Source organism: Okeania sp. (assembly GCF_035285525.1).
In the GTDB taxonomy this organism is placed as follows: Bacteria; Cyanobacteriota; Cyanobacteriia; order Cyanobacteriales; family Microcoleaceae; genus Trichodesmium.
Genome location: NZ_JAYKGW010000039.1, coordinates 13,540 through 35,368 on the forward strand (window position 1 = coordinate 13,540; position 21,829 = coordinate 35,368).

Here is a 21,829-nt window from a genome sequence, read left to right on the forward strand (position 1 = left end):
GGCTGTAACCAACAAGATGCTTGTGTTACCAAATCCACTGTAACACAGCCTTCTAGGCTGTAACCAACAAGATGCTTGTGTTACCACTCATTACTAACAGACTTCCAGCTTTTAACAAAAAAAATTTTGTACCTCACTAACTCCGAAAGTGCTGTAAGTCTAATTAATTAGCCAAGCTACCTCTAGTTATCTAAAGATGACTTGTGTTGTTAATAAGAGGTAATTATTACAGCAGATTCTATCTTAGTATGGTACAGCTATGACAGCCTAGAAGGCTGAACTGCAAAATATTTGTACAACATAAACTTGGAATCCACTGTAATTATTAATTATTAATTATTAATTATTCCCTGCTGCTTCAGGACTAAGAATAATAGTATATTCTCCACCATCGCTCTGCTGAATAACTACCACTGGAGGACTAACATTTGACGGGGCGTTTTTTGGGAGGGAGGGAAATATATAATATTGACCATTTGTATCAAATAGCAGTCGCCAGATAACTTGGGGAAAGTCAGGGTCAGTTTTGTTATTGTAATCTCGTTCTAATAACTTTTTATATAATTCTATATCTCCGATTATACGAAAATTGCTAATATTAGGATTGTCTGTTAAGTCACGAATTTTTCTGCCTAATGGAAGTTGGTTTTCTGGAGTTATTAAAGTTACTACTGGTAAAGATGATGTTTCGTTGTAAGCGTCTTGAATAGCATCAAGATTTCCTTGAGTTTTACCAAGGAAAAATAGAGTCATTAATAACCAGAAAATTATGACTATTTCTTTAATTAAAGCTTGGTCATAATCTTGATAGTTAATTTCTGCAAAATAAAAAAATGATTGAATATTACGGGTGATTTTAGGGCGTTTAATTTTCCCAATCCATCCCAATAATTTCCAACCCAATTTATTAATAAATTTATCTAGTTTTTGAGTTGAAAATTTAATCAGATTAAAAATAATTGGAATTATAATTGGAAGCAGGATAAAAGAAGCGATCGCAGTCCAAAGAGTACGGAATAAAGTTGAAAAATCTCCACGGGATAAGTTGCCGAAAAATACTTGTATTGGTACTATTAAAAATGATTCAAATGGTAAATCTAGGCTGGTTACTTCTAGTTGAAAATAACTGAAATAAGCCCAACGATAAATCCAACCTGTGAAATATAAACCTATTCCTAAAAAACTTAATAAACCAGCAGTTTTTCCCAACATATTTTTTAGCAATTAACAATTAAAAATTACACCCTAAAATATTTAATAAATGTAGGTTGGGTTGAGGGACGAAACCCAACAATAATACAATATGATCAGGCTTGTGTTGGGTTTCACTTCGTTCTACAAGGGCCTACATTTTAGCCGTCTAACACACTCTAAAAATTTTGCACTAATATAGTAATTAAACATATTAGGAGTAATTAATATTTCTATCGGGTACTAATCTATGAAGATAACTAAAATTACCATCATTTTCCTCATGGCCTGCCTAACTTTAGGAATCCAAGATAGAAGACAAGTAATTGCTAACTCCAAACCTATAGTAGAAACTAAAGCTATATCAACCACAAAACTTATTCCTTTTTCCTTCCCTACTAAAGCAACAGTGGTACTAAAAGATGGTGATAGTAGATCGGGTAAACTAACAGATATTAATTCTCAAAATATTACTATTAAAAGAGGTCAGAAGATTGCTCAAGAAGCGATCGCTAATATTGATTGGATTGAATTTAATGGAGACATTTGGTGGCCAGCTTCTAGTAAGTATACTAAGTTTCGTGGACTGGAAATAGAGACGAAATATAAACCCCGAAATTTTCAGTTACGAATGGATGGCTTGGAATGGGAAGATGCAGAAAACGGTGTTGCAAATGTTAAACCTGAAGCTGTGGTTGGAGTAGATGAGAGAGAAGGTTTGCCCCGTAGTATAAATACTTCTAATAAGAGTCGTTATATTGTCAGCAAGGTAAAGTTTGAACCAGATCAACAAATTTTAATTATTACTGCTACTTCTCAATCAAGAACAGAATAGATATTTCTAGAAAAGAGGGAACAGGGAACACTTAACCCACTCCTAACTCCTCCCAGGAGGCAGGGACTATTTATTGTCCCTAGAGAAAAAAAGAAGGAGGAGAAGGAAGACAAGGAAGACAAGGAAGAGGGGGGAGTGTGGAATTGAAAAAATATAGGGTTGAAATATTCTCTGACGACAAAGAATTAGCCCTGCTCCCAGTAGGGGAATAATTGATAATTTATAAATAAGAATTGATTGGATTTTTTATTTTTGGAGATATCTAATAGATATTTGCAGAAATTAATAGTTAATTTTTCACAATTTATCTACTATAATTGCTAGAATTTTAATATTCATAATCTTTGGGATAATAACTATGCTATCTGTCGAAGAACTAATTAAAGAAGCCTTATCTTTACCGAATATCCAGAGGACACTTTTAGTAGAAAAGTTGATTGAAAGTCTGGAGTTTGATATAGATGAAAAAATTCAAACTGCTTGGATAAATGAAGCTAAAAAACGTCGCGATGAAATTAAGAATGGTGATATTTTACCCATCCCTGGAGAAGAAGCTTTAGCTAAGGTAAGGCGGATTTTAGAATAATGAAATATATTTTTCATCCTGCTGCTTTAACAGAATATTCTGAAGCTGTTGAATTTTATGCAGAGCGTCGAGTAGAAATTGCACAAAAATTTATTAATGCTGTGGAAAATACTATTTTCAAAATAGTTGAATATCCCACTCGTTGGCCTGCGATTGATCAAGATATTCGTCGATGTCTAATCCAGAAATTTCCTTATGGTATTATATACACAATTGAAGATAATTTTATTCTGATTTTAGCAGTTATGCACTGCAGTCGAAAACCTGGATATTGGAAAGATAGGGTTAAGTAAAAACTACTAAATTTTTGATATTTTTTTACCCTACTTTACTACGATAATTAAAGATTGTTGGGATTTGAAATATATTCTATTCCCGACTTTCTATTACCTTAAAAAAAAATACTGAATATCGCTATGAGCATTATTATTTCTGATGAAATGTTGTGTACCACTAGAATGACCGAATCTGAGATGAAATTGGAAATAGCTGTTATGCTTTTCCAAAAAGAAAAACTAACTTTAGGTCAAGCTAGTCGGTTTGCTGACATGAATAGAATTGCTTTTCAGCATTTATTAGCTAGTCGGCAAATTCCAGTTCATTATGACGTAAAAGACTTGGAAAAAGATATTAAAAACTTACAGGAGATGGGAATAATATGATTGTTGTTAGCGATACTTCAGCTATTAATAACTTACCGTCAGTAGGGTGCGTTAGCGAAGCGTAACGCACCGAAATATTTATCAGCAAAATTGAATATTTAGCAATACAAATGATTGCTAGTAAACACGTCGGTTTAATATGGTTCATTCGGATGTCGCCGATAGGAAAGCATAACGCATCGGAACATTACGGTTTAGGCGGTGCGTTACGCTATCGCTAACGCACCCTACTGGACTATTAATTTTCTTTTCTTCGTTTCAAAGGAGTTTTAATGAATTTGATTTTCCCTTTCCATTCTTTCTCGAACTGCTTTTGTCTCTCCAGACAATCAGCTAATATTAATTCCGGATCGTAGTTAAAAGCTTTGGCGTGTTCTTCTCGAATTTGGTAAATTTCTTCTAAAATTTCATCAGGTAACATCATAGTTTTTTCTTGCTAATTTATATGGTGTAAAATCCCCCTAAATCCCCCTTTGAAAGGGGGACTTTGAATACTCCCCCCTTACAAAGGGGGGCAGGGGGGGATACTTGCTCTGGCGGTTAAATAGCTAATAACATTAGAAGTAGACAATTAGAATTAAAAATTCAAAGTTAAAAGAAATAATATTTAGTGTTAGTATACTATTATAATCACTTATTACAAGGAAATAATGCCAGCCAAAGATACTTATCATCAAGCTGTCAAAAATGCTTTAATTAAAGATGGTTGGAAAATTTTAGCAGACCCTTATGTAATCAAATACAAAGATGCTGAATTATTTGCCGATTTAGCAGTAGAAAAACCTATTGTTGCTCAAAGAAAAGGAGAAAAAATTGTTGTTGAAATTAAAAGCTTTTTAAGTCCCTCACCTATGAGAGATTTTGAAATGGCTTTAGGACAATATATTTTATATCGAAATTTAATCAATCTTACTCAACCAGAGTATCAAATTTACCTAGCAATTAAAGACAGTGTTTACGAAAACTTTTTTCAACGAGATTCAATTCAAGATATTACTAAAATAAATCAATTACTTTTGATTATTGTTGATATGGAACAGGAGGAAATTATCAAATGGATAAATTAGAAAAATATCGTAATTATATTAAAAAGATATTAACAGAATATCACGAATGGGTTTTAGGGGCAGCAAATTTAGACCGAGAAAGTTGTCTGGTTTTTGACGAGATACACGATCAATATTTTTGGCTGTTTATGGGTTGGGAAGGGAAGAAAAAAATCAGAAATATTCAAGTTCATATTCGGATTAAAAATGAGAAGATTTATATTGAGGAAGATTGGACGGAGTCAGGAATGGCTAATGAGTTATTAAGGGAAAATGTATCGAAAGAAGATATTGTTTTAGCTTTCCACGATCCTGAATCTCGTAAGTTAACTGATTTTGCTGTTGTTTGATAATCCCCCTAAATCCCCCTTTGAAAGGGGGACTTTGAAGAACTTCCCCTAAATCCCCCTTTGAAAGGGGGACTTTGAAGAACTCCCCCATTTGAAAGGGGGGCAACGGGGGATATAAAACTGTACCTCACAAGTATGGGGATTGCTGTAATTTATTTGAGGAAAATAAGGCTATGAAACGAATTATTATTACCTCTCTAATCGGAATCACAATCCTGACTACAACTCCCCTAATACTGCTACTATTACCAAAACGGATATACTAAGTTATTACAAGGAAATAATGCCAGCCAAAGATACTTATCATCAAGCTGTAAAAAATGCTTTAACTAAAGATGGTTGGAAAATTACTTTTGACCCTTATCCTATTAAATATAAAGAAGTTAAATTATTTGCCGATTTAGCTGGTGAAAAAACAATTTCTGCAACACGAGAAGGGCGTAAAATTGTGATTGAAATTAAAAGTTTCCTGAGTCGTTCTCCTATGCGTGAATTTGAAACAGCATTAGGGCAATATTTAATTTATCAAACATTTCTTTCTATCACTTATCCTAGTTCTAAAGTTTATTTGGCAGTTAATCACAAAATTTATGAAAAGTTTTTTGTACAAATGGCAATTGAATTAATTATAGAAAAATATAAAGTTTCAGTATTAGTCGTTGACATTCAAAAAGAGGAAATAATTAAATGGATAAGCTAATTAATTATCAAAATATCATCAAACAAATTCTCACTAATTATCAAAGAATATCGGCACAAGTTCCCGATCCTGATATAGATGAAGTATTAATATTTGATGATGAAAGAAGTCAATATCTTTGGTTTAATATTGGCTGGAAAAATGATAGACGAGTTCAAGCTATTTCTGTTTATATTCGGATTAAAAATGAAAAGATTTATATTGAGGAAGATTGGACGGAAGAAGGAATGGCTAATGAGTTATTAAGGCAAAATGTATCGAAAGAAGATATTGTTTTAGCTTTCCACGATCCTGAATCTCGTAAGTTAACTGATTTTGCTGTTGTTTAAATTGAGAATCCCCCTAAATCCCCCTTTGAAAGGGGGACTTTGAGAATCCCCCTAAATCCCCCTTTGAAAGGGGGACTTTGAGAATCCCCCTAAATCCCCCTTTGAAAGGGGGACTTTGAGAATCCCCCTAAATCCCCCTTTGAAAGGGGGACTTTGAAGAACTCCCCCCTTTGAAAGGTGGGCAAGGGGGGATATAATACTATTTCTCACAAGTATGGGAATTACTATAATTATTTATTTGAGGAAAATAAGACTATGAAACGAATTATTATTACCTCTCTAATCGGAATCACAACTCTGAATATAACTCCCCTAATACTGCCACTATTACCACAAGAGAGTTACGCCCAAACTTCTGACTCTGAGGCAGAAAAGTTAGAGCAGTTACTAAAAACAGCATCGCAGCAAAGGAAGGGAATACCAATATCAGGAGTCTATAGAAGCATTTCAACAAGCTTTAGTTATTGCCAGAAAAATTAAAGACCGAAAAAAAGAGGCAGATGCTAACCTTGGTCTTGGTGTCAACTACGATCATATAGGTCAACCACAAGAAGCATTAAACTTTTATAACAAAGCTTTGATAATTTTTCGGGAAGTAGGCGATCTCTCAGGTATTTCCACCACTCTTAATAATATTGGTATAGTTTACCGTCAAACAGGTGAACCCCAAAAAGCATTAGAATACTACGAGGAAGACTTACTTATCAGTCAGAAGATTGGCGATCGCTCCGAAGAAGCGGTTACGCTCAATAACATTGGTGTAGTTTACCGCCAAATAAGTGAACCTCAAAAAGCATTAGAATACTACCAGCAAGCTTTAGCTATCTGGCAGGAAGTAGGCGATCGCTCTAGAGAAGCTGCTACTCTTAATAATATTGGTGCAGTTTACCACACTATAGGTCAACTCCAAAAGGCATTAGAATACTATGAGCAAGACTTACTAATAAATCGGGAAATAGGCGATCGCTCAGGTATTTCTACTGCTCTTAATAATATTGGTCTAGTTTACCATCGTATAGGTGAACCTCAAAAAGCGTTAGAATATTACGAGCAAGACTTACTAATCAGTCGGGAAATAGGCGATCGCTTTGGAGAAGCTATTACTCTCAATAATATTGGTGGAGTCTACGAAAATATAGGTGAACCGCAAAAGGCATTAGAATACTAGCAGCAAGCTTTACTTATCAGACAAGAAGTAGGCGATCGCTCTGGGGAAGCTACTACTCTCAATAATATTGGTTTAGTTTACCATGTTATAGGTGAACCGCAAAAGGCATTAGAATACTACCAGCAAGCTTTACATATCAGGCAAGAAGTAGGCGATATCTCTGGAGAAGCTATTACTTTCAATAATATTGCTTATCTTCACCGAGATAACAACGAACCAGAGAAAGCTATACACCACTGGGAAAAGTCAATACAAATTACCCTAAAAATGCGTGCGGGGTTAAAAAAAGAAGACCGCAAATATTTTTTAGGAGATAATGACTATAAAGCGAATGCTCTTGTCGATTTTCTCATTGAGCAAAATAAACCTGATGCTGCCTGGCAATGGTATAACCGAGTTACTACTTTCGACCTCGCTGACTACACTCGCCTTATTGATGCCAAAGTCAAAAACCCAAAAGCTCAAAAACTGATTAACCAATGGCAACAAAACAATCAACAATTACAATTTTTCTACAGCAAAATAGAAGATAAATGGACTCCCCAACTTTCCCAACAAATTAACCAGTTACAAGCAGAAACCAGCCTACTCGCAGAAAACATTAGCAAAGAATGCCCAGAAGTTGCCGAGCTTTTTGAGTTCAAGCCAGAAGACATCGACAAACTTAAAGCCAATATTCCACCAGATACTGTTGTTATTCAACCTGCTCTTTTAACTGGTAATACAGAATTTCCCGATAGCATCGCCATATTTTTTGTCACCAGAGATAAACCTGTCTTAGTTAAAAAATTTCCTATAGATAAAAAAGAATTTAATGACATCCTCACAGAATATCGACAGCAACTAGAAAATCCCAACGCCGACGACTACGACATTAACCAAGAAAAACTCTATGACTATCTGATTCGCCCAATGGAAGCAGAAATAGCTGCTTACCCCCCCCAAACAACTTGCCATCATCGCTACCGGAAAATTGCGTTATATTCCTTTTGAAACCCTATTTGATAATCAAACAGACCAATATTTACTGGAAAAATATCCCATCCACTACCTCACTCGCATCTCTGGCAACAAAAAACCGGAATCAAAAAACACTAAACGCCAGAAAGTATTAGCATTTGGAAATCCGACTCCCACAAAATTAAATCTCCCTGGTGCAGAAGAGGAGGCTAAAGCGATCGCCGAAATGTTATCAAGCAAACATTACATTCGAGAAGAGGCAACCCTCCCTCGTTTTAAAAACGAATCCCTCGGTTTTTCCTTAGTGCATCTCGCTACCCACGGTTGCTTTCAAAAAGGTGGTTGCCCTGATGTTGGTTTAGAGGAAGGTACTATTTTGTTTGCCAACGATAAAACTTTTAATATCAGAGATGCTGCACTTTTAGGATTAGAAAATACAGATTTAATCGTTTTGAGTGCTTGCCAAACTGCCATGGAAGCTAACTCTAACGGTGAAGAAATAGCCGGAGTTGCCTATTTATTTGAGCGTGCCGGTGCGGATGCTGTCATTGCCAGTTTATGGAATGCCGAGGATGAGACAACCAAGGATATTATGGTGAAATTTTATCAGTATTTGCAACAAGGAATGACCAAGGTGGAGGCATTACGTCAGGCGAAGTTAAGTTATGCTAGGGAGTATGTCAGTCCGTTTTATTGGTCCCCTTTGATTTTGATAGGAAATTGAAGGAAGAAGGAGTTGTAGGGACGTTGCATGCAACGTCCCTACAGAGTCAGGAGGAAGTTAAGCTTTGTAGGTTGGGTTGACGTAGGAAACCCAACAATGATTGGTATATGTTGGGTTCGCTGTCGCTTAACCCAACCTACTACTAAAATTGTGGGTATTTGAGCAAGCAACCACCGAAGACCTCTCCCCCAACCCCTCTCCTGCAAGGAGAGGGGAGTTCTCTCCCCCTTCCCTTGCAGGGAAGGGGGTTGGGGGGTTAGGTTTTTCTTTTCACTACTTTTAATTTAATCTGGCTCAATACCCAAATCCCGCAACTTAGCCTCAAGCTCTGCCAACTTCTGTAAAGCGGACTCCTTTTCTTGCTTTTCCTGTTCCGCACGTTGTAAAGCGGACTCTTTTTCCTGCTTTTCCTGTTCCGCACGTTGTAAAGCAGACTCCTTTTCTTGCTTTTCTTGTTCCGCACGCTCGGCACCAGTAGGAATCACATTTCCCTCAGCATCGCACCAACGTAACCAAACATCTTCCTTGCCTTCAAATTTTCCTGACCATAAAGTTAACCCCAACTGAACTTTTTCTAACCAAGTTTCCGTCATTTTCTGATAACCGCTTGCTCTCAACTCATAAACTTCTAGCAGAGAGTCTCCTAACATTTTCAGGGGATCGAAAACCACATAATACCAGGCTCCCATCCGGGCATAATTTTTAAGTTTACTACCCAACTCGTTCCCCACTTTGTTAGAAACTATTTCCACGACTACATCTGGAGCTTTACCAAATTTCCAAGTATAATAGCTGCGGTCTTTTTTATGCTCCCAGTCATCGGGTATTGTCACATCTAGACTCAGAAAAACATCAGGCACTAAAGCTGGTTTTTCTGTAGAGTAAAATACTCCCACATTCGCTCCTGCCAAAAACTGACTGTTGCCATCTACACCAGACCATGAATCATATAAACAGTTGGTTAGGAGACGTTGTTGTTTTTCTGATTGAAAATTATCCACGGGAGTATCATCCTCTATGGTTAAATCGCTAATATCGGGTTCAGGTGGAGTTTCATATTCTATTACATAATAACTAATACCAGGAGTAGTTACTTCTTCTGTTTCATCTGTTTTGATTTTAGATATCATAATTTTACTTCCTAATTTACTTTAGGACAAAATATTTAGCTTCGTAGGCTGGGTTAATGTCAAGGAAACCCAACCTAATCAATTAATTTTTATGGGTAGGCGTTGCCTGTCTAATGGTATGCTTAAAAATTAATTATATTGTTATTCTTTGATTAAGTCAATGTTGTATTTTCAACCAACAGCATATTCAGTAAATTTCCTCATAAATGGCGTATGAAAAGCAATAACAATATCCTTTTTATCTACTCCATTCGCCACTAACTCAGCAGCAATATCCCTTTCGGTTGCATTCCATTGAATCCAAACTTTTTCATCTTTAATATCAACATGAATGATACAACTATGTATCCATGTTTGCTCATCCCAACCCAGATAAACTATTAGATAACGATTTCTTTCAACATCGAAAATAGTTGCAACTTCTATTTCTCCATGAGCAGGTTTATCTTGACTGTAATCTAATAACCATTCTTGAATACAATGACGATATTTTTCTAATTTTTCCATTGGACAATTTCCTCTTTTTCAACTTCATAAATAATTAATTTAATATCATTTTATTCAATCATTATTCGTGGTAATTCTAATTGAAAAAAAGTGTTATATGTTACTGTTGGTATAGCAAGATAAAGAGTTCTTTCTGGAGCCTTTTTTGTCAGAGCTTTATGGTAAATCATATATTGTCCCAAGGCTGTATGAAACTCATATCTTGCTGATGATTGAGGCAAAAAACTTTTAATTTCCACCGCAATTTTTCGTTGACTATTTTCGGCAGCAATTAATTTTTGAGAACCTAAATCTATTGACATATTTACACCACCAAATCTAATAGAATATGGATCGTGAGTAATGCGCCATCCTTCTTTGATTAGGGCATTTTTAACAACAGTATGAAAAGCATCTCTAGCAGACATATTTAAGGGACATTAACTTGATTTTGATTGTATTTTACCTCAATAGTCACTCACAGGCAAGATGCCTGTGCTACAGAGAGCGATATCTCAAATTTTCAGAATCCCTTCTGGATTTACTGATAATAATTTTCGCTTTTGTAAACCTTCTTTTGAAATAATTTCATTTGCTGCTAATAATCCACTACTAACTGCTCTTTCCATTAAACCACAAGGAAAGGGCATTTTTACCCAATCTCCAGCAAACATTAAGTTAGAAATACCACTATTAGTTTCGGGACGTTCCTGATAACTACCTGGAGGATAAGCGGAAAAGTTTTTCTGATTTACTAACTCTCTATGCAACAAGTTAGCATCTTTTAATTCCGGTACAACTTCATATAATTCTTCTGTAAAAGTTTTCAGTAATTTTTCTTGAGTAGGAAATTGTTTTTCTTTATAACAATAAGCGTGTAATTCCACTACACTACCACCGGTTTTTTCATGCCATTCAATAAATTGTTCTTGAATGCGATGATAGAGAGTAATACTATCAGTTAATTCATAGCCAGATAGAGAAGTAAAGTTGCTATGTTGCCATGCAAAATCTCGGTCAAACCAAAAACGACAGACTGCAAAAGGGTCAGCTATATCTAATTTTTGAATCTGAGATTTAACATTTTGATTTACTTCCCCTTCCATTAAATTAAATAAGTTTTTAACTCCGGGAACATCTGTAGCTAAAACATAATAATCTGCTGTAATTTCTGTAGAAATAATTTCTGAGTTATTTTCCATTATGCCAACTAATTTAACTTCATTTTCTTGATTTTCAGTAATTTTATAACGGGATAAATCTCGTTTTGCCGGACCTGCTAATACTTTTCCATTTCTATCATAAACTGCCCCGTGACAAGGACAGTAAAATTTGCCATCTTCCGCTAATTCCACAGTACAACCTTGATGAGTACAAGTTAGAGAAATAGCTTCATTTTCATCAGAATTAGGTTTAATAGCAAAGAGGCGATCGCTCGAACCAAAATATTTAACTTCCCGATTATTAATTTCCAAATTACGTTCTACCCAAAAAGGAATTAAATTTTTTATTTCTCCTAACTGATAACTAATTGAACTAATTTTATTGTCTTGCCAATTAATGTTACTAACCCCAACATCAGTGAAAATTTTACCTCCTTGATTCTGAATTTCTTGAGCAATAGGTTGTACTAAACTGGTACCCATATCTTGTCTTGTACCATTAAAAGCTAAACCTTCTGGATTGCCAAAAAAATAGAAGTGAAAAAACTGCATTAATTCGGCAACACTCAATTTATCTGGAGCATTCAGACTAGATTTAGTAAAAGGTAAAAAATACAAATCGTACAATCCTTGAGGGAAATCTTTTTCCACCCATTCCGCTACAGATAAATTGTCAAGTTGCTGATAAGTTTTCTCTACTTGAAAGCCACCTATAGCTCGAAAAACTTCCCAATGTTTAGGTTTAATTAAATTAATTCCCCATCTCAATCTATTAGGAGAAGAAATTCCTAAATCTACTATATTCCAAGGAAAAGCAGAACTGTTAGGACGAAAAATTTCTGGTTGATATTTTCCTTCTTTAAACACCAAAGAATAAAATTCTAAAGATTGAAAATTATTGGTAATATTTAGTTCTTCTACCAAACTATTCAGATTATAATATTGAGGGAAAAAACCATGAAAACCATGTTCCATCATAAATTTTTCTCCCTCCACATCAACAGACCAACTAGCAATTTTACCTCCTAGTTGTGGAGATTTTTCTAATAAAGTAACCGTAAAACCTCGCTGACTAAGTTCATAAGCACAAGCTAATCCTGCTAATCCAGCGCCAATTACTACTACACTTTTAGATTTGTTTAAATATTTTGGTAAATCTAGATTATTTTGATTAAAAACTGTTGGTTTAGGTTTATAAAATCGAGAATAACCGAGTAAGCTAGTAGCAGCTCCAATAGTTAATAATTTGAGAATTGTTCGTCGTGAAACTGATGGAAATGAGTTGAGATTAGTTGATTGATTCATCAGTAAGAATTTGATTACTTTGGGAATTTTTAATTTGGCTGATTAAAGCTCTGCTATATTGTAGTTGGGTAAATAATTTTTGGCTATGAAAATATATAATGTTTAAGGTTTTCTCAACTTTTTGGTTAATCCCCCCAAACCCCCCTTTGAAAGGGGGGCTTCAGAATTTAGGTTGATGTTATAAGTTTATTAAAATGATAGAATATTATATTGTTTTGAATCTTCATTATTAAAAATGGAATTATGTAGGTTGGGTTGAAGAATGAAACCCAACACAAATAGCTAACATTTTGCTAGTCAATGTGATGAGTAATTTGAAATTAATTATATTGATTAGTAAATGATGAATATCCAGGAAATAGACGGCAAATATAATTCTTAACTATTGACATAAATATTGACTCTAAATATTCTTTACTTCCTACCTCAAAACTCAGCTCCATAATATTTTTTCAGATCTGAAAATAATTAGCGATCACTTATAAAAAATAGAATTATGTAGGTTGGGTTGAAGAATGAAACCCAACACATATAGCTAACATTTTGCTAGTCAATGTGATGGGTAATTTGAAATTAAAAATATGTAAGCATTCAGCTATTAGCAACTCAGCAGTCAGCTTTGAGTTTTTTTAATGAATCAAAGTAAACTAAGCACTCTTTTAACTTCTACTTTTCAACGATATATCTGAGTTGTTAAACCATATAATTTATCGCCGGAAATTATATAAATGTGTCTCAAAAGCTGATAGCTGATAGCTGAGTGCTGTTTGCACAGCATTCCGCAGGAAATGCTTACTAAATTTTATTCTATCTGGTTCATCAAGACAAAACTTTCGATAGTAAAATTGTCAATGATACTATGATAATTAAACCACTACATCCACTTATAATATTCATCCAATTAGTCTTACTATTAAAAAATTCTCCTGTAACCATTCCCAGACAGATTAACCATCCTATTAAAGCAAATATTTTCCAGATAACAGAATTTATTAGTATCGAGATTATTGCTGCGGGAAGAACAACTAAAACTAAAGCAAATGTTGCCAGATAAATTATAGAAAAAATAGTAGATATGATTCGAGAAACCTGCTTAACTTGCACCAATTTTAACTGGATAGAATCTACATCTATTGAAGCATTTTTATCCACCTTGAAATTTAATTGGAATTGTTTTTCTGTAGAAGTAGATGATGCTTCTAGTAAGGATTTTTGAGCTAATATTTGATTAATTAAACCAAAAAATAGGGTTTCTTCTTCTTTTGTCAATCCTTCAATTAGTGAGTTGTTCATTTTATTATGCCTAATGTAAAAGCCATGCAGTATTATAGCATTGAGACAAATATTTACTGTAAATATTTTTTACTTTCTACCTCTCTACTCAGCTCCATAATATTTTTTATGTCTCAAAATAATTAGCGATCGCCTGCAAATTTTCCCAACAAATAATTTTTATTTAGCTATTAACTCCCTAGCAATAAGTATTCAGCTATTAACATAATTTATGTAATTAATTTCTATAGGTAGTTAATAAAATATTTGATAATTAACAAAAGATTTGATTTTTTGACTTGAGTTGTTCTGAATCATTAATTATAGTTGTTTAACTTAAAAATAAGATGTTTTTTTATCTAAAACTTCGTCATAGCAAGAAAGCTTTGTCTCAATCTAAAGTTAAATGACTATATATATAGCAATCCTATTTTATTTGTGTATAAAAATTTTACTGCTTTTCGGGAATAGGTAATGGGTAAGAGTTTAGGAATTTATTTCTGGTTTTTTGAATTGTTACAATCAATTTAGGATTCCTATAAAAGGGTTAGGGAGGTTAGATGCAACCTAAGGATTCAGCTATTAGCTATCAGCAATAAAAACATCAACTTTAAGAAGGATATTTAAACGAATATATATATGCTGGAAAACAGAATTTTGTACTCAGAAAAATTTCTGATTTATCGGGAACCGTATCATAAAGCTTTTAGTTTTAGATAAAAGCAATAGCTGACTTCTGAATACTTACGATGCAACCTCCCTTCGTAGTTTATATCAAAAAAAACAAAACAATGAACAAGCAAAATGTCTGTGCTACTAAACTATTAAAACTTATAATTTTGCTCTTTTATCCACAAACTTAAAGGTACAGCTTTTCCTTGAGAATTAACTTTTACTTCTACCACAAAAGGGATGTCTTCTTCTGAATTAATACTACGTTGTACTTCTTGAATATTTTGATTAATTTTTTCTCGTCTATTCTCTGGCATATAATAAGTTTCTAAACCGTATATAACTCTCCAACCATCAAATTTTCCTTGAATAGCTATTTGATTATCTGGTAAATTTTCTGGCATTTTTGCACTTACTGCCACAGGTTGCCAAACTTTCGGAATATCTGAATTTTCTATTTTTTTAGGAGCAGCTAAAGTTACATAAATATTAGTTTGATTATTTGCATAAAATCTGCTAGAAGTTTCTAATTCAAATTGATTCCAACCTGGAAGTTTACTTAAATTATCTTTGCTGGAAATGTCATAACTTAATACTTGATAATAACCGCGCAAAAAGTCATAAGGATCTACAGGTGCAGTTTGTAAAATAACTGTTTTACCTGTAATGTGAGTATAAATAGCTTGAGCAGGAACTGACAAAATTAATGTTAATTGCAAACTTAAAGGCAAAAGAAATCGCCAGATAGGTATTTGTTTTGTGAGAGATTTCTTTTCATTAATAGGTAAGTTTATCTCTTGAGTATTATCTTGATTTTTAGTTGATAAATTGTTTTGACTAAAAGGGTTAGAAAATTTCATTTTAGTATCTCCTGTGTTAAGAAGGAAGAAGGAAAAAGGAAGAAGGAAGAAGGAAGAAAATAATAGATAATTGATAATTATAGCAATCCTAAATAGGTTGTAAAATTTTATCGTAGGGGTTTGGTATCCAAACCCAAGCGTCAGGGATTTAGGGAGCAAACCCCTAAAGTTTTTTTCTCACGAATAATTTCAAATCGCTCTAATTATCCATTAGAGATATACCAATCCTATTTTATTTGTGTCAAAAATATTCAGGACTTAGGGAAAGATACTATATATAGAATATAGAGTTTAAAAACTATAGCGCTAAGGGGTTTGGATACCAAACCCCTACAGTTTTTTTTGAGGAATGATTTCACATTGCTCTAATGGATAATTTTAGACATATAGCAATCATATTTTATTTGTGTCAAAAATTTAGTTGCTTTGGGGTAAAAGGTGAGAGTTTAGGAGTTGATTTCTAGTTTTTGAATTGTGACAACATAAGCACAGATTGCTATAGTTTTCATTATCAATTATTTATTATCAATTGATAAATGACGTTCGTACCACAAACCAGCAACTATTACTCCTACACCACATAAAATAAGTACAAAAGACTTCAGTAATAATCCAGTATTGTACTCAAAAGTACGACTAACAATTTGTAAAGTTAGCAACACTAAACCACCCCAAAAAGTACCTCTATTTCCTCTTGCTAATCCAATTCTAATTAAACCTGCTGCCAAGAGAAACATTTCTATATTAATAATAAAAGTGGCTATTTCTGGAATTTCATTAATACTCAAATGCCAAAAACATAATATGGCTGTCACTACAATCAAACCTAAAACTATACCACTAACTAAATCTAATCGCCAACTTTGAGAATCTCTTTGATTTGGTCTTGCTAAAAACAACCATTCCGTAACAGTTAATCCGACAAATATTAAAACTTCAGCTAAAGTTAACCATTGAACTTCTAATGATTCCCCGAAATAATATTCTAATGAAAAGTTCTGCCAAAATCCTCGAAAAGATATCAAGAAAAATCCAATACTCAAATACCAAATAGCTAAATTTCTGGCTAGAGGTTGAAAAATTCTGCTATCTATTTTAGGCAAAATAATATCATCATAACCCCACAATAATGCTGGAGGTAAAACTAAAGCGATCGCTCCCCATAAACCATGATTTGATAAATTAAAAACTAGGAATAAACTAATCTCTAAAGCTATCAGTATTATCAATATAGATAGAAAGAAAATTATTCGGGAATTGCGCAAATAAGCCAGGGGAATAAATAACAATACTCCCACCAAAGACATATATTCTATGATGAACTGTAACCAAGAAAATTCTCCTGGGGAAAATACAGTTGATAACCCCATAAAATAGCCTAATCCTATCAAGAGAATAGCCATAATTCCCAGAGAAGTTATTTGTAAACTATAAGCCATTACTAAAACTCCTAATCCCCAAACAATATATAATCCGTAGGGAGAACCACCAATATGAAACATTTGAGCCATTAGTGCTATATTTGCGCCTAAAATTAAGGCTCCAAATATTAATAATCCATGACCTAATTTTGGTTTTTTATTAGTAGTATTAAGTAGAGTATTTTGCTGTCGCCATAGATAAAAACCAACCGTATTAACTCCAATAAATAAAGTTAATAATAGTAATGTTTTTACTTCTCGCGACCACTCTTGCCAGTTAGCAGAAACAAAAGTAATTATACCTAGTCCTAGAAGCATACTACCTAGAGAAATTAAGATAGTAATAAAACGAGAACTAGCAGCCTTTTCTAAACAATCAAATTGGTAACGTTCTGATAGTTGTTGATACAAAATATCATCAATTAATCCTTCTGTTTGCCATAGTTTCGTTTCTTTACGGAGCTGGCGACGAAACTTTTCTGTAATCATTTTATTTTTAGAATAAGTTAGGAATTTACAGCAAATTTTAGGTATACAGGGAATAGGGAATACTTAACTGGGAATAGGGAATAGGGAATACAGAAATAGGAGAAAAATCAAATAGGGAATACTTAACTGGGAATAGGGAATAGGGAATACAGAAATAGGAGAAAAATCAAATAGAGAACACTTAACTGGGAATAGGGAATAGGGAATAGAGAAATAGGAGAAAAATAAAATATAGATGTACCTTATGACTGTGGGAAACACTATATCGCTGTATATAAGTTATTGTAGCAATTAAAAATTTTAACTTAAATTCATAGATGCCAGTTGCAAAATTGCCACATTTATCTAATTTTATTCTTGAAAAAACCGGGTTGATTTTATAGTAAGCATTTAGCAATCAGCTATCAGCTATCAGCTATTATTCTTGGTCTGGGATAAAAGCTTTATTTAAACTCTTTCCTTAAGAAATATTATTAAGGTAAATGTATAAGCTTTTCAGATTACAAAAATGCTAGAAAAATCCTGAAATAAACCGTATTGAGGTACTGATAACTGATAACTGAAATAACCCGGTTTTTGACTTTTTTTTAGGAGAAAATAAGTACCCTAATTTAACAATTAACAATCCCATTTTTAATCATGCTTCAGGATTTAATGGTTTTCCTGAACCTTCATAATTTTCATCTCCTCCTACTCCTAACTGTTGACGACCATTCCGAATTACCTGAAGCATATCCGTTAACTGTTGTTCAATAGTATTAAGTACATGATCTGCATAGTCATCAGCACCATTCTGAATTTCATCAGATTCGGCGATCGCTCTAGCTCTCATTTCTTCTAATTCTTGTTGAGCTTGATAACGAATTTGTTCAATTTCAGCAATAGTAGCTTGTTGAATAGCTTCACAGTCTAGCTGCACCTGGTTTCTCAGTTGGTCTGCTTCCTGTTTAGCTTGCTGTACAAGGCCCATTTCATTTAAAAGTTGGGAAGCTCGTTGTTCAGCATTTTCGATAATTTCTTCTGCATAAAGTTCAGCTTCTTGCAAAATTTCATCCTTATGTCGGACAATCATTTCTGCTTCTTGAAAAGCAACTGGTAAATTCAGACGTACTATATCTAATTGGTCTAATAATTGTTCTTCATCTATTAAAGTACGTCCCATAAATGGTATTCTAGGACTATCGAGAATAATCTCTTCGAGTCGATTTAATTCTCTCTGGATATCTACTCCAGGGGAAGCACTGGAAGATTCTCCCTCGACATTTTGTCCACTTACTTCTGGTTCAATATTGGCTGAGTTTTGTCGTAACATTTATAAATATCAATAGCAATGTGTTTAGGAACAAGATGATCTACAGAGCCACCAAAAATGGCGATTTCTTTAACTACACTACTGCTTAAAAAGCTATATTCATTAGAGGTAGCTAAAAAAACTGTCTCTATATCGGACGATAAGGTTTTATTGGTGTGGGCCATCTGCAATTCTTTTTCAAAATCTGAAAGAACCCGAAGACCTCGAATTAGGACTTGAGCTTGTCGCATTTTTGCATAGTTTACTGCTAAACCGTCAAAACTGGCTACCTCTACATTAAGCAAATGTTTTGTGGAATGACGGATTTGCTCTAAACGTTTTTCTAATGTAAATAATGGGGTTTTACTGGGATTTTGGAGTACGGCCACAATGACATTTTCAAATAGTTTACAACCTCGTTCTATAATGTCTATATGACCGAGGGTAATAGGGTCGAAACTGCCTGGATAAATTGCAATCAAAATATCAGTTATGTAAAAGTTACTGAAGTATTTTAACAAATTAGGGAGAAATAATTAATCATGGATAATTAATAATTAATAATGGATAATGAATCAAAATACTAAAATTCCTCGAATAACTATCTTATTTTAGAGCATATAAATATAAAAGCTTTTTAACTTATTACAGGGATTTTCCAACTAAATAATTATAAACTACCTATTGAAAAGGAGAGGCTTTCAACCGAATGGAACAATTAGGGCTGATTAAATATCAAAGCATTTATAGATTAAAGATAAGTGCCTTTTTATTTATTTATGTCGAAAAAAGTTCCGGTTTTTTATCTAGTCTCAAAATGGTAAAGTTTTGACCCTGAAAATTCTGAAAATTTCCCCGTACAGATAGTCTAAACTGTTCCCTATTTCCTTACTTTACTAACAAGACTTTTTCAGCCAACCCTAATTATCTATTATTTCCCCTATTCCTTATTTTTGGGAGATGTGTATTAAAAAAAAATTTATTAAGAACTTAAGGAGTATAAATTGACAGATATAAATAAACAAAAAGCATTATCATTACTAAGACAAGCTTTAAATAATTCCACTGCTAAATTTAGGGATGGTCAATGGGAAGCAATAGAAGCTATTACTAAATATCAAAACCGTCTATTAGTTGTGCAACGTACTGGTTGGGGAAAAAGTTTTGTCTATTTTTTAGCAACCCGTTTACTTAGAGATAAAGGTAAAGGTATTACTCTCTTAATTTCCCCACTTTTAGCATTAATGCGAAATCAAATTTCTGCTGCCCAACGAATTGGAATTAGGGCGGAAACAATTAACTCCAGCAATTCGGAAGAATGGGAAAAAGTAGAAAATAATTTAAGAGCAGGAAAAGTAGATATATTATTAATTTCTCCAGAAAGATTAGCTAATGAAAACTTCCGAGAAAATATCTTACTTCCCATAGCTAAAAATATAGGATTATTTGTAGTTGATGAAGCTCACTGTATTTCGGATTGGGGGCATGATTTTCGCCCAGATTATCGACGCATTGTCAGAATTTTACAAGCTTTACCAGCAAATATTCCTGTGCTTGCTACTACGGCTACTGCTAATAATAGAGTTGTGAATGATATTGTTGTTCAGCTAGGAGAAAATCTGAAAATATCAAGAGGTTCATTAACTAGAGATAGTCTCCAATTACAAAATATTTATCTGTCATTTGCTCCGGCTCGTTTAGGATGGTTAGCGGAACATTTACCTAATATTTCTGGTAGTGGAATTATCTACACTTTAACTGTGAGAGATGCAGAAAGAGTTACTGATTGGTTAAAGTTTCAAGGAATAAATGCAGCAGCTTATCATAGTAATAAAGATACAGCAGAACGAGAAGCATTAGAACAACAATTATTGAATAATGAAATTAAAGCATTAGTGGCAACTGTAGCTCTCGGAATGGGTTTTGATAAACCAGATTTAGGATTTGTTATTCATTATCAACGTCCTGGTTCAGTAGTACATTATTATCAACAAGTAGGTCGTGCTGGTAGGGCAGTAGAAAATGCTTATGGTATTCTTTTAAGTGGTGGAGAGGATGAAGAAATTACTAATTATTTTATTGAGACGGCTTTTCCTCCAGAAGCTCATAATCAACAAGTTTTAAATGCTCTAAATCAAGCTGAAGATGGTCTTTCTCTTCCCATGTTAGAGGAACATTTGAATCTGGCTAATGGGCAAATAAATAAAGTGTTGAAGTTATTCTCTATTGAGACTCCATCCCCAGTCAAAAAAATCGGTTCAAAATATTATGCTACTCCTATTAATTATCAAACAAACACAGAAAAAATAGAAAAATTGATTCAAATACGTCGTCAAGAACAAGGGAGAATGAGAGATTATATGGAGAGTCAAGAATGCTTAATGGAATTTCTCAGAAAAGAACTAGATGACCCAAATTCTCACCCTTGTGGTAAATGTGCTATTTGTTTAGGAAAACCAATTTTGTCAGAGAATGTTTCCTCAAAATTTGTGACAGAAGCTGTAAATTTTTTACGAAGTAGCGAACAAATTATTGAACCTGGCAAACAATGGCCGAGAGATGCTTTATCAATTTATAATTTCAATGGCAATATCTCTCAAGAATTACGAGCAGAAATTGGGCGATCGCTCTCTCTTTGGAATGATGCTGGTTGGGGTAAACTTGTGAAAAAAGGAAAGTATACAGATAACCATTTTAGTAATAGATTGGTTCAAGCTACATACGACATGATTCAACGTTGGCAACCTCAACTTTTTCCTACTTGGGTAACTTGTATTCCTTCTTTAAATCGTCCGGAGCTTGTTCCTAATTTTGCTGAAAGTCTGGCTAAAAAATTAGGTTTACCTTTTGTACCTTGTGTTGTAAAAATTCGTCAGACTTCACTACAAAAAGAAATGAGTAATAGTTATAAACAAGCTCATAATTTAGATGGTGCTTTTCAAATTAATCATTGGTCAGGAATGAGGGGAAATGTATTTTTAGTAGATGATGTTGTAGACTCAAGATGGACTTTTACTGTGGTTACAGCACTGTTAAGAAAAACTGGTAGTGGTAAGGTTTTTCCATTAACTTTAGCCATGAATCAACTATCAACTTAGAATTCATGCATTTAAAAGTCAAAAGTCAAAAGTTAAGGGAAAATTTAACTGGGAATGGAAAACAGAGAATCAATAGAATATGTAATTAATT

Annotated in this window: 23 protein-coding genes and 1 pseudogene; 13 read left to right on the forward strand and 11 right to left on the reverse strand. The window is 33.7% G+C overall.

The features are described 5' to 3' along the window. Window positions 1–339: 339 nt before the first annotated feature. Complete coding sequence (locus VKJ25_RS04070) at window positions 340–1,212, reverse strand: hypothetical protein (RefSeq protein ID WP_324235347.1); 873 nt, start codon at window positions 1,210–1,212, stop codon at window positions 340–342. Between the two features lie 229 nt (window positions 1,213–1,441). On the opposite strand from VKJ25_RS04070, the gene VKJ25_RS04075 reads away from it, so the two are divergent. The 4 genes from VKJ25_RS04075 (at window position 1,442) to VKJ25_RS04090 (ending at window position 3,274) form a co-directional block, all read left to right on the forward strand. Continuing rightward, window positions 1,442–2,026 (forward strand): hypothetical protein, encoded by a 585-nt coding sequence (locus tag VKJ25_RS04075; RefSeq protein WP_324235348.1) that lies wholly within the window; start codon window positions 1,442–1,444, stop codon window positions 2,024–2,026. A gap of 358 nt (window positions 2,027–2,384) precedes the next feature. Continuing rightward, complete coding sequence (locus VKJ25_RS04080) at window positions 2,385–2,612, forward strand: addiction module protein (RefSeq protein WP_324235349.1); 228 nt, start codon at window positions 2,385–2,387, stop codon at window positions 2,610–2,612. After that, on the forward strand, window positions 2,612–2,905 hold the full coding sequence (locus VKJ25_RS04085) for a type II toxin-antitoxin system RelE/ParE family toxin (protein WP_324235350.1): 294 nt from the start codon (window positions 2,612–2,614) through the stop codon (window positions 2,903–2,905). Before VKJ25_RS04080 ends, VKJ25_RS04085 begins: the two co-directional genes overlap by 1 nt. Before the next feature lie 123 nt (window positions 2,906–3,028). Next, on the forward strand, window positions 3,029–3,274 hold the full coding sequence (locus tag VKJ25_RS04090) for a UPF0175 family protein (protein ID WP_324235351.1): 246 nt from the start codon (window positions 3,029–3,031) through the stop codon (window positions 3,272–3,274). 238 nt (window positions 3,275–3,512) lie between these two features. Here VKJ25_RS04090 and VKJ25_RS04095 read toward each other — a convergent pair whose 3' ends face one another. After that, window positions 3,513–3,698, reverse strand: coding sequence for a hypothetical protein (locus VKJ25_RS04095; protein ID WP_324235352.1), 186 nt, complete (start codon window positions 3,696–3,698; stop codon window positions 3,513–3,515). Between the two features lie 226 nt (window positions 3,699–3,924). Here VKJ25_RS04095 and VKJ25_RS04100 point away from each other — a divergent pair, with 226 nt between their 5' ends. The 8 genes and pseudogenes from VKJ25_RS04100 (at window position 3,925) to VKJ25_RS04145 (ending at window position 8,551) form a co-directional block, all read left to right on the forward strand. Continuing rightward, window positions 3,925–4,341, forward strand: a complete 417-nt coding sequence (locus VKJ25_RS04100) for a XisH family protein (protein ID WP_324235353.1) — start codon at window positions 3,925–3,927, stop codon at window positions 4,339–4,341. Next, window positions 4,329–4,670, forward strand: coding sequence for a XisI protein (locus tag VKJ25_RS04105; protein ID WP_324235354.1), 342 nt, complete (start codon window positions 4,329–4,331; stop codon window positions 4,668–4,670). The genes VKJ25_RS04100 and VKJ25_RS04105 overlap by 13 nt, the downstream gene beginning before the upstream one ends. Window positions 4,671–4,953: 283 nt before the next feature. Continuing rightward, complete coding sequence (locus VKJ25_RS04110) at window positions 4,954–5,370, forward strand: XisH family protein (RefSeq protein ID WP_324235355.1); 417 nt, start codon at window positions 4,954–4,956, stop codon at window positions 5,368–5,370. Next, window positions 5,358–5,699, forward strand: a complete 342-nt coding sequence (locus VKJ25_RS04115) for a XisI protein (RefSeq protein WP_324235356.1) — start codon at window positions 5,358–5,360, stop codon at window positions 5,697–5,699. Before VKJ25_RS04110 ends, VKJ25_RS04115 begins: the two co-directional genes overlap by 13 nt. 255 nt (window positions 5,700–5,954) lie before the next feature. Next, entirely contained in the window at window positions 5,955–6,179 is a 225-nt protein-coding gene (locus tag VKJ25_RS04120) for a hypothetical protein (RefSeq protein WP_324235357.1), read from the forward strand. Then, window positions 6,175–6,969 (forward strand): annotated as a pseudogene (locus VKJ25_RS04130) (tetratricopeptide repeat protein); the annotation flags it as partial. The gene VKJ25_RS04120 and the pseudogene VKJ25_RS04130, both read left to right, overlap by 5 nt. Before the next feature lie 165 nt (window positions 6,970–7,134). Then, on the forward strand, window positions 7,135–7,860 hold the full coding sequence (locus VKJ25_RS04140) for a hypothetical protein (RefSeq protein WP_324235359.1): 726 nt from the start codon (window positions 7,135–7,137) through the stop codon (window positions 7,858–7,860). After that, entirely contained in the window at window positions 7,841–8,551 is a 711-nt protein-coding gene (locus tag VKJ25_RS04145) for a CHAT domain-containing protein (RefSeq protein ID WP_324235360.1), read from the forward strand. The genes VKJ25_RS04140 and VKJ25_RS04145 overlap by 20 nt, the downstream gene beginning before the upstream one ends. A gap of 284 nt (window positions 8,552–8,835) precedes the next feature. Here the strand turns inward: VKJ25_RS04145 and VKJ25_RS04150 are convergent, their stop codons facing one another. From VKJ25_RS04150 to coaD, 9 genes are all read right to left on the reverse strand, one after another. Then, window positions 8,836–9,681, reverse strand: a complete 846-nt coding sequence (locus VKJ25_RS04150; protein WP_324235361.1) for a Uma2 family endonuclease — start codon at window positions 9,679–9,681, stop codon at window positions 8,836–8,838. A gap of 171 nt (window positions 9,682–9,852) precedes the next feature. After that, complete coding sequence (locus tag VKJ25_RS04155; protein ID WP_324235362.1) at window positions 9,853–10,188, reverse strand: XisI protein; 336 nt, start codon at window positions 10,186–10,188, stop codon at window positions 9,853–9,855. A 50-nt stretch (window positions 10,189–10,238) separates the two neighbouring features. Beyond that, window positions 10,239–10,595: a XisH family protein gene (locus tag VKJ25_RS04160; RefSeq protein ID WP_324235363.1), complete on the reverse strand. Its 357-nt coding sequence runs from the start codon at window positions 10,593–10,595 to the stop codon at window positions 10,239–10,241. Window positions 10,596–10,682: 87 nt separating this feature from the next. After that, the gene (locus tag VKJ25_RS04165; RefSeq protein WP_324235364.1) at window positions 10,683–12,635 is read right to left on the reverse strand and encodes an FAD-dependent oxidoreductase; all 1,953 of its coding nucleotides are present in this window, start codon (window positions 12,633–12,635) and stop codon (window positions 10,683–10,685) included. A gap of 819 nt (window positions 12,636–13,454) precedes the next feature. Next, the gene (locus tag VKJ25_RS04170) at window positions 13,455–13,928 is read right to left on the reverse strand and encodes a hypothetical protein (RefSeq protein WP_324235365.1); all 474 of its coding nucleotides are present in this window, start codon (window positions 13,926–13,928) and stop codon (window positions 13,455–13,457) included. An 803-nt stretch (window positions 13,929–14,731) separates the two neighbouring features. Further along, entirely contained in the window at window positions 14,732–15,439 is a 708-nt protein-coding gene (locus VKJ25_RS04175) for a GDYXXLXY domain-containing protein (protein WP_324235366.1), read from the reverse strand. Between the two features lie 515 nt (window positions 15,440–15,954). Further along, on the reverse strand, window positions 15,955–17,349 hold the full coding sequence (locus tag VKJ25_RS04180) for a DUF2157 domain-containing protein (RefSeq protein WP_324235367.1): 1,395 nt from the start codon (window positions 17,347–17,349) through the stop codon (window positions 15,955–15,957). A 637-nt stretch (window positions 17,350–17,986) separates the two neighbouring features. Next, complete coding sequence (locus VKJ25_RS04185; protein ID WP_324235368.1) at window positions 17,987–18,661, reverse strand: ATP synthase subunit B family protein; 675 nt, start codon at window positions 18,659–18,661, stop codon at window positions 17,987–17,989. Beyond that, entirely contained in the window at window positions 18,622–19,122 is a 501-nt protein-coding gene (gene coaD / locus VKJ25_RS04190; protein WP_324235369.1) for a pantetheine-phosphate adenylyltransferase, read from the reverse strand. Before coaD ends, VKJ25_RS04185 begins: the two co-directional genes overlap by 40 nt. 522 nt (window positions 19,123–19,644) lie before the next feature. On the opposite strand from coaD, the gene VKJ25_RS04195 reads away from it, so the two are divergent. Then, window positions 19,645–21,738 carry a RecQ family ATP-dependent DNA helicase gene (locus tag VKJ25_RS04195; protein ID WP_324235370.1) on the forward strand — a complete coding sequence of 698 codons (2,094 nt, stop codon included), beginning with the start codon at window positions 19,645–19,647 and terminating at the stop codon, window positions 21,736–21,738. Window positions 21,739–21,829: the final 91 nt, after the last annotated feature.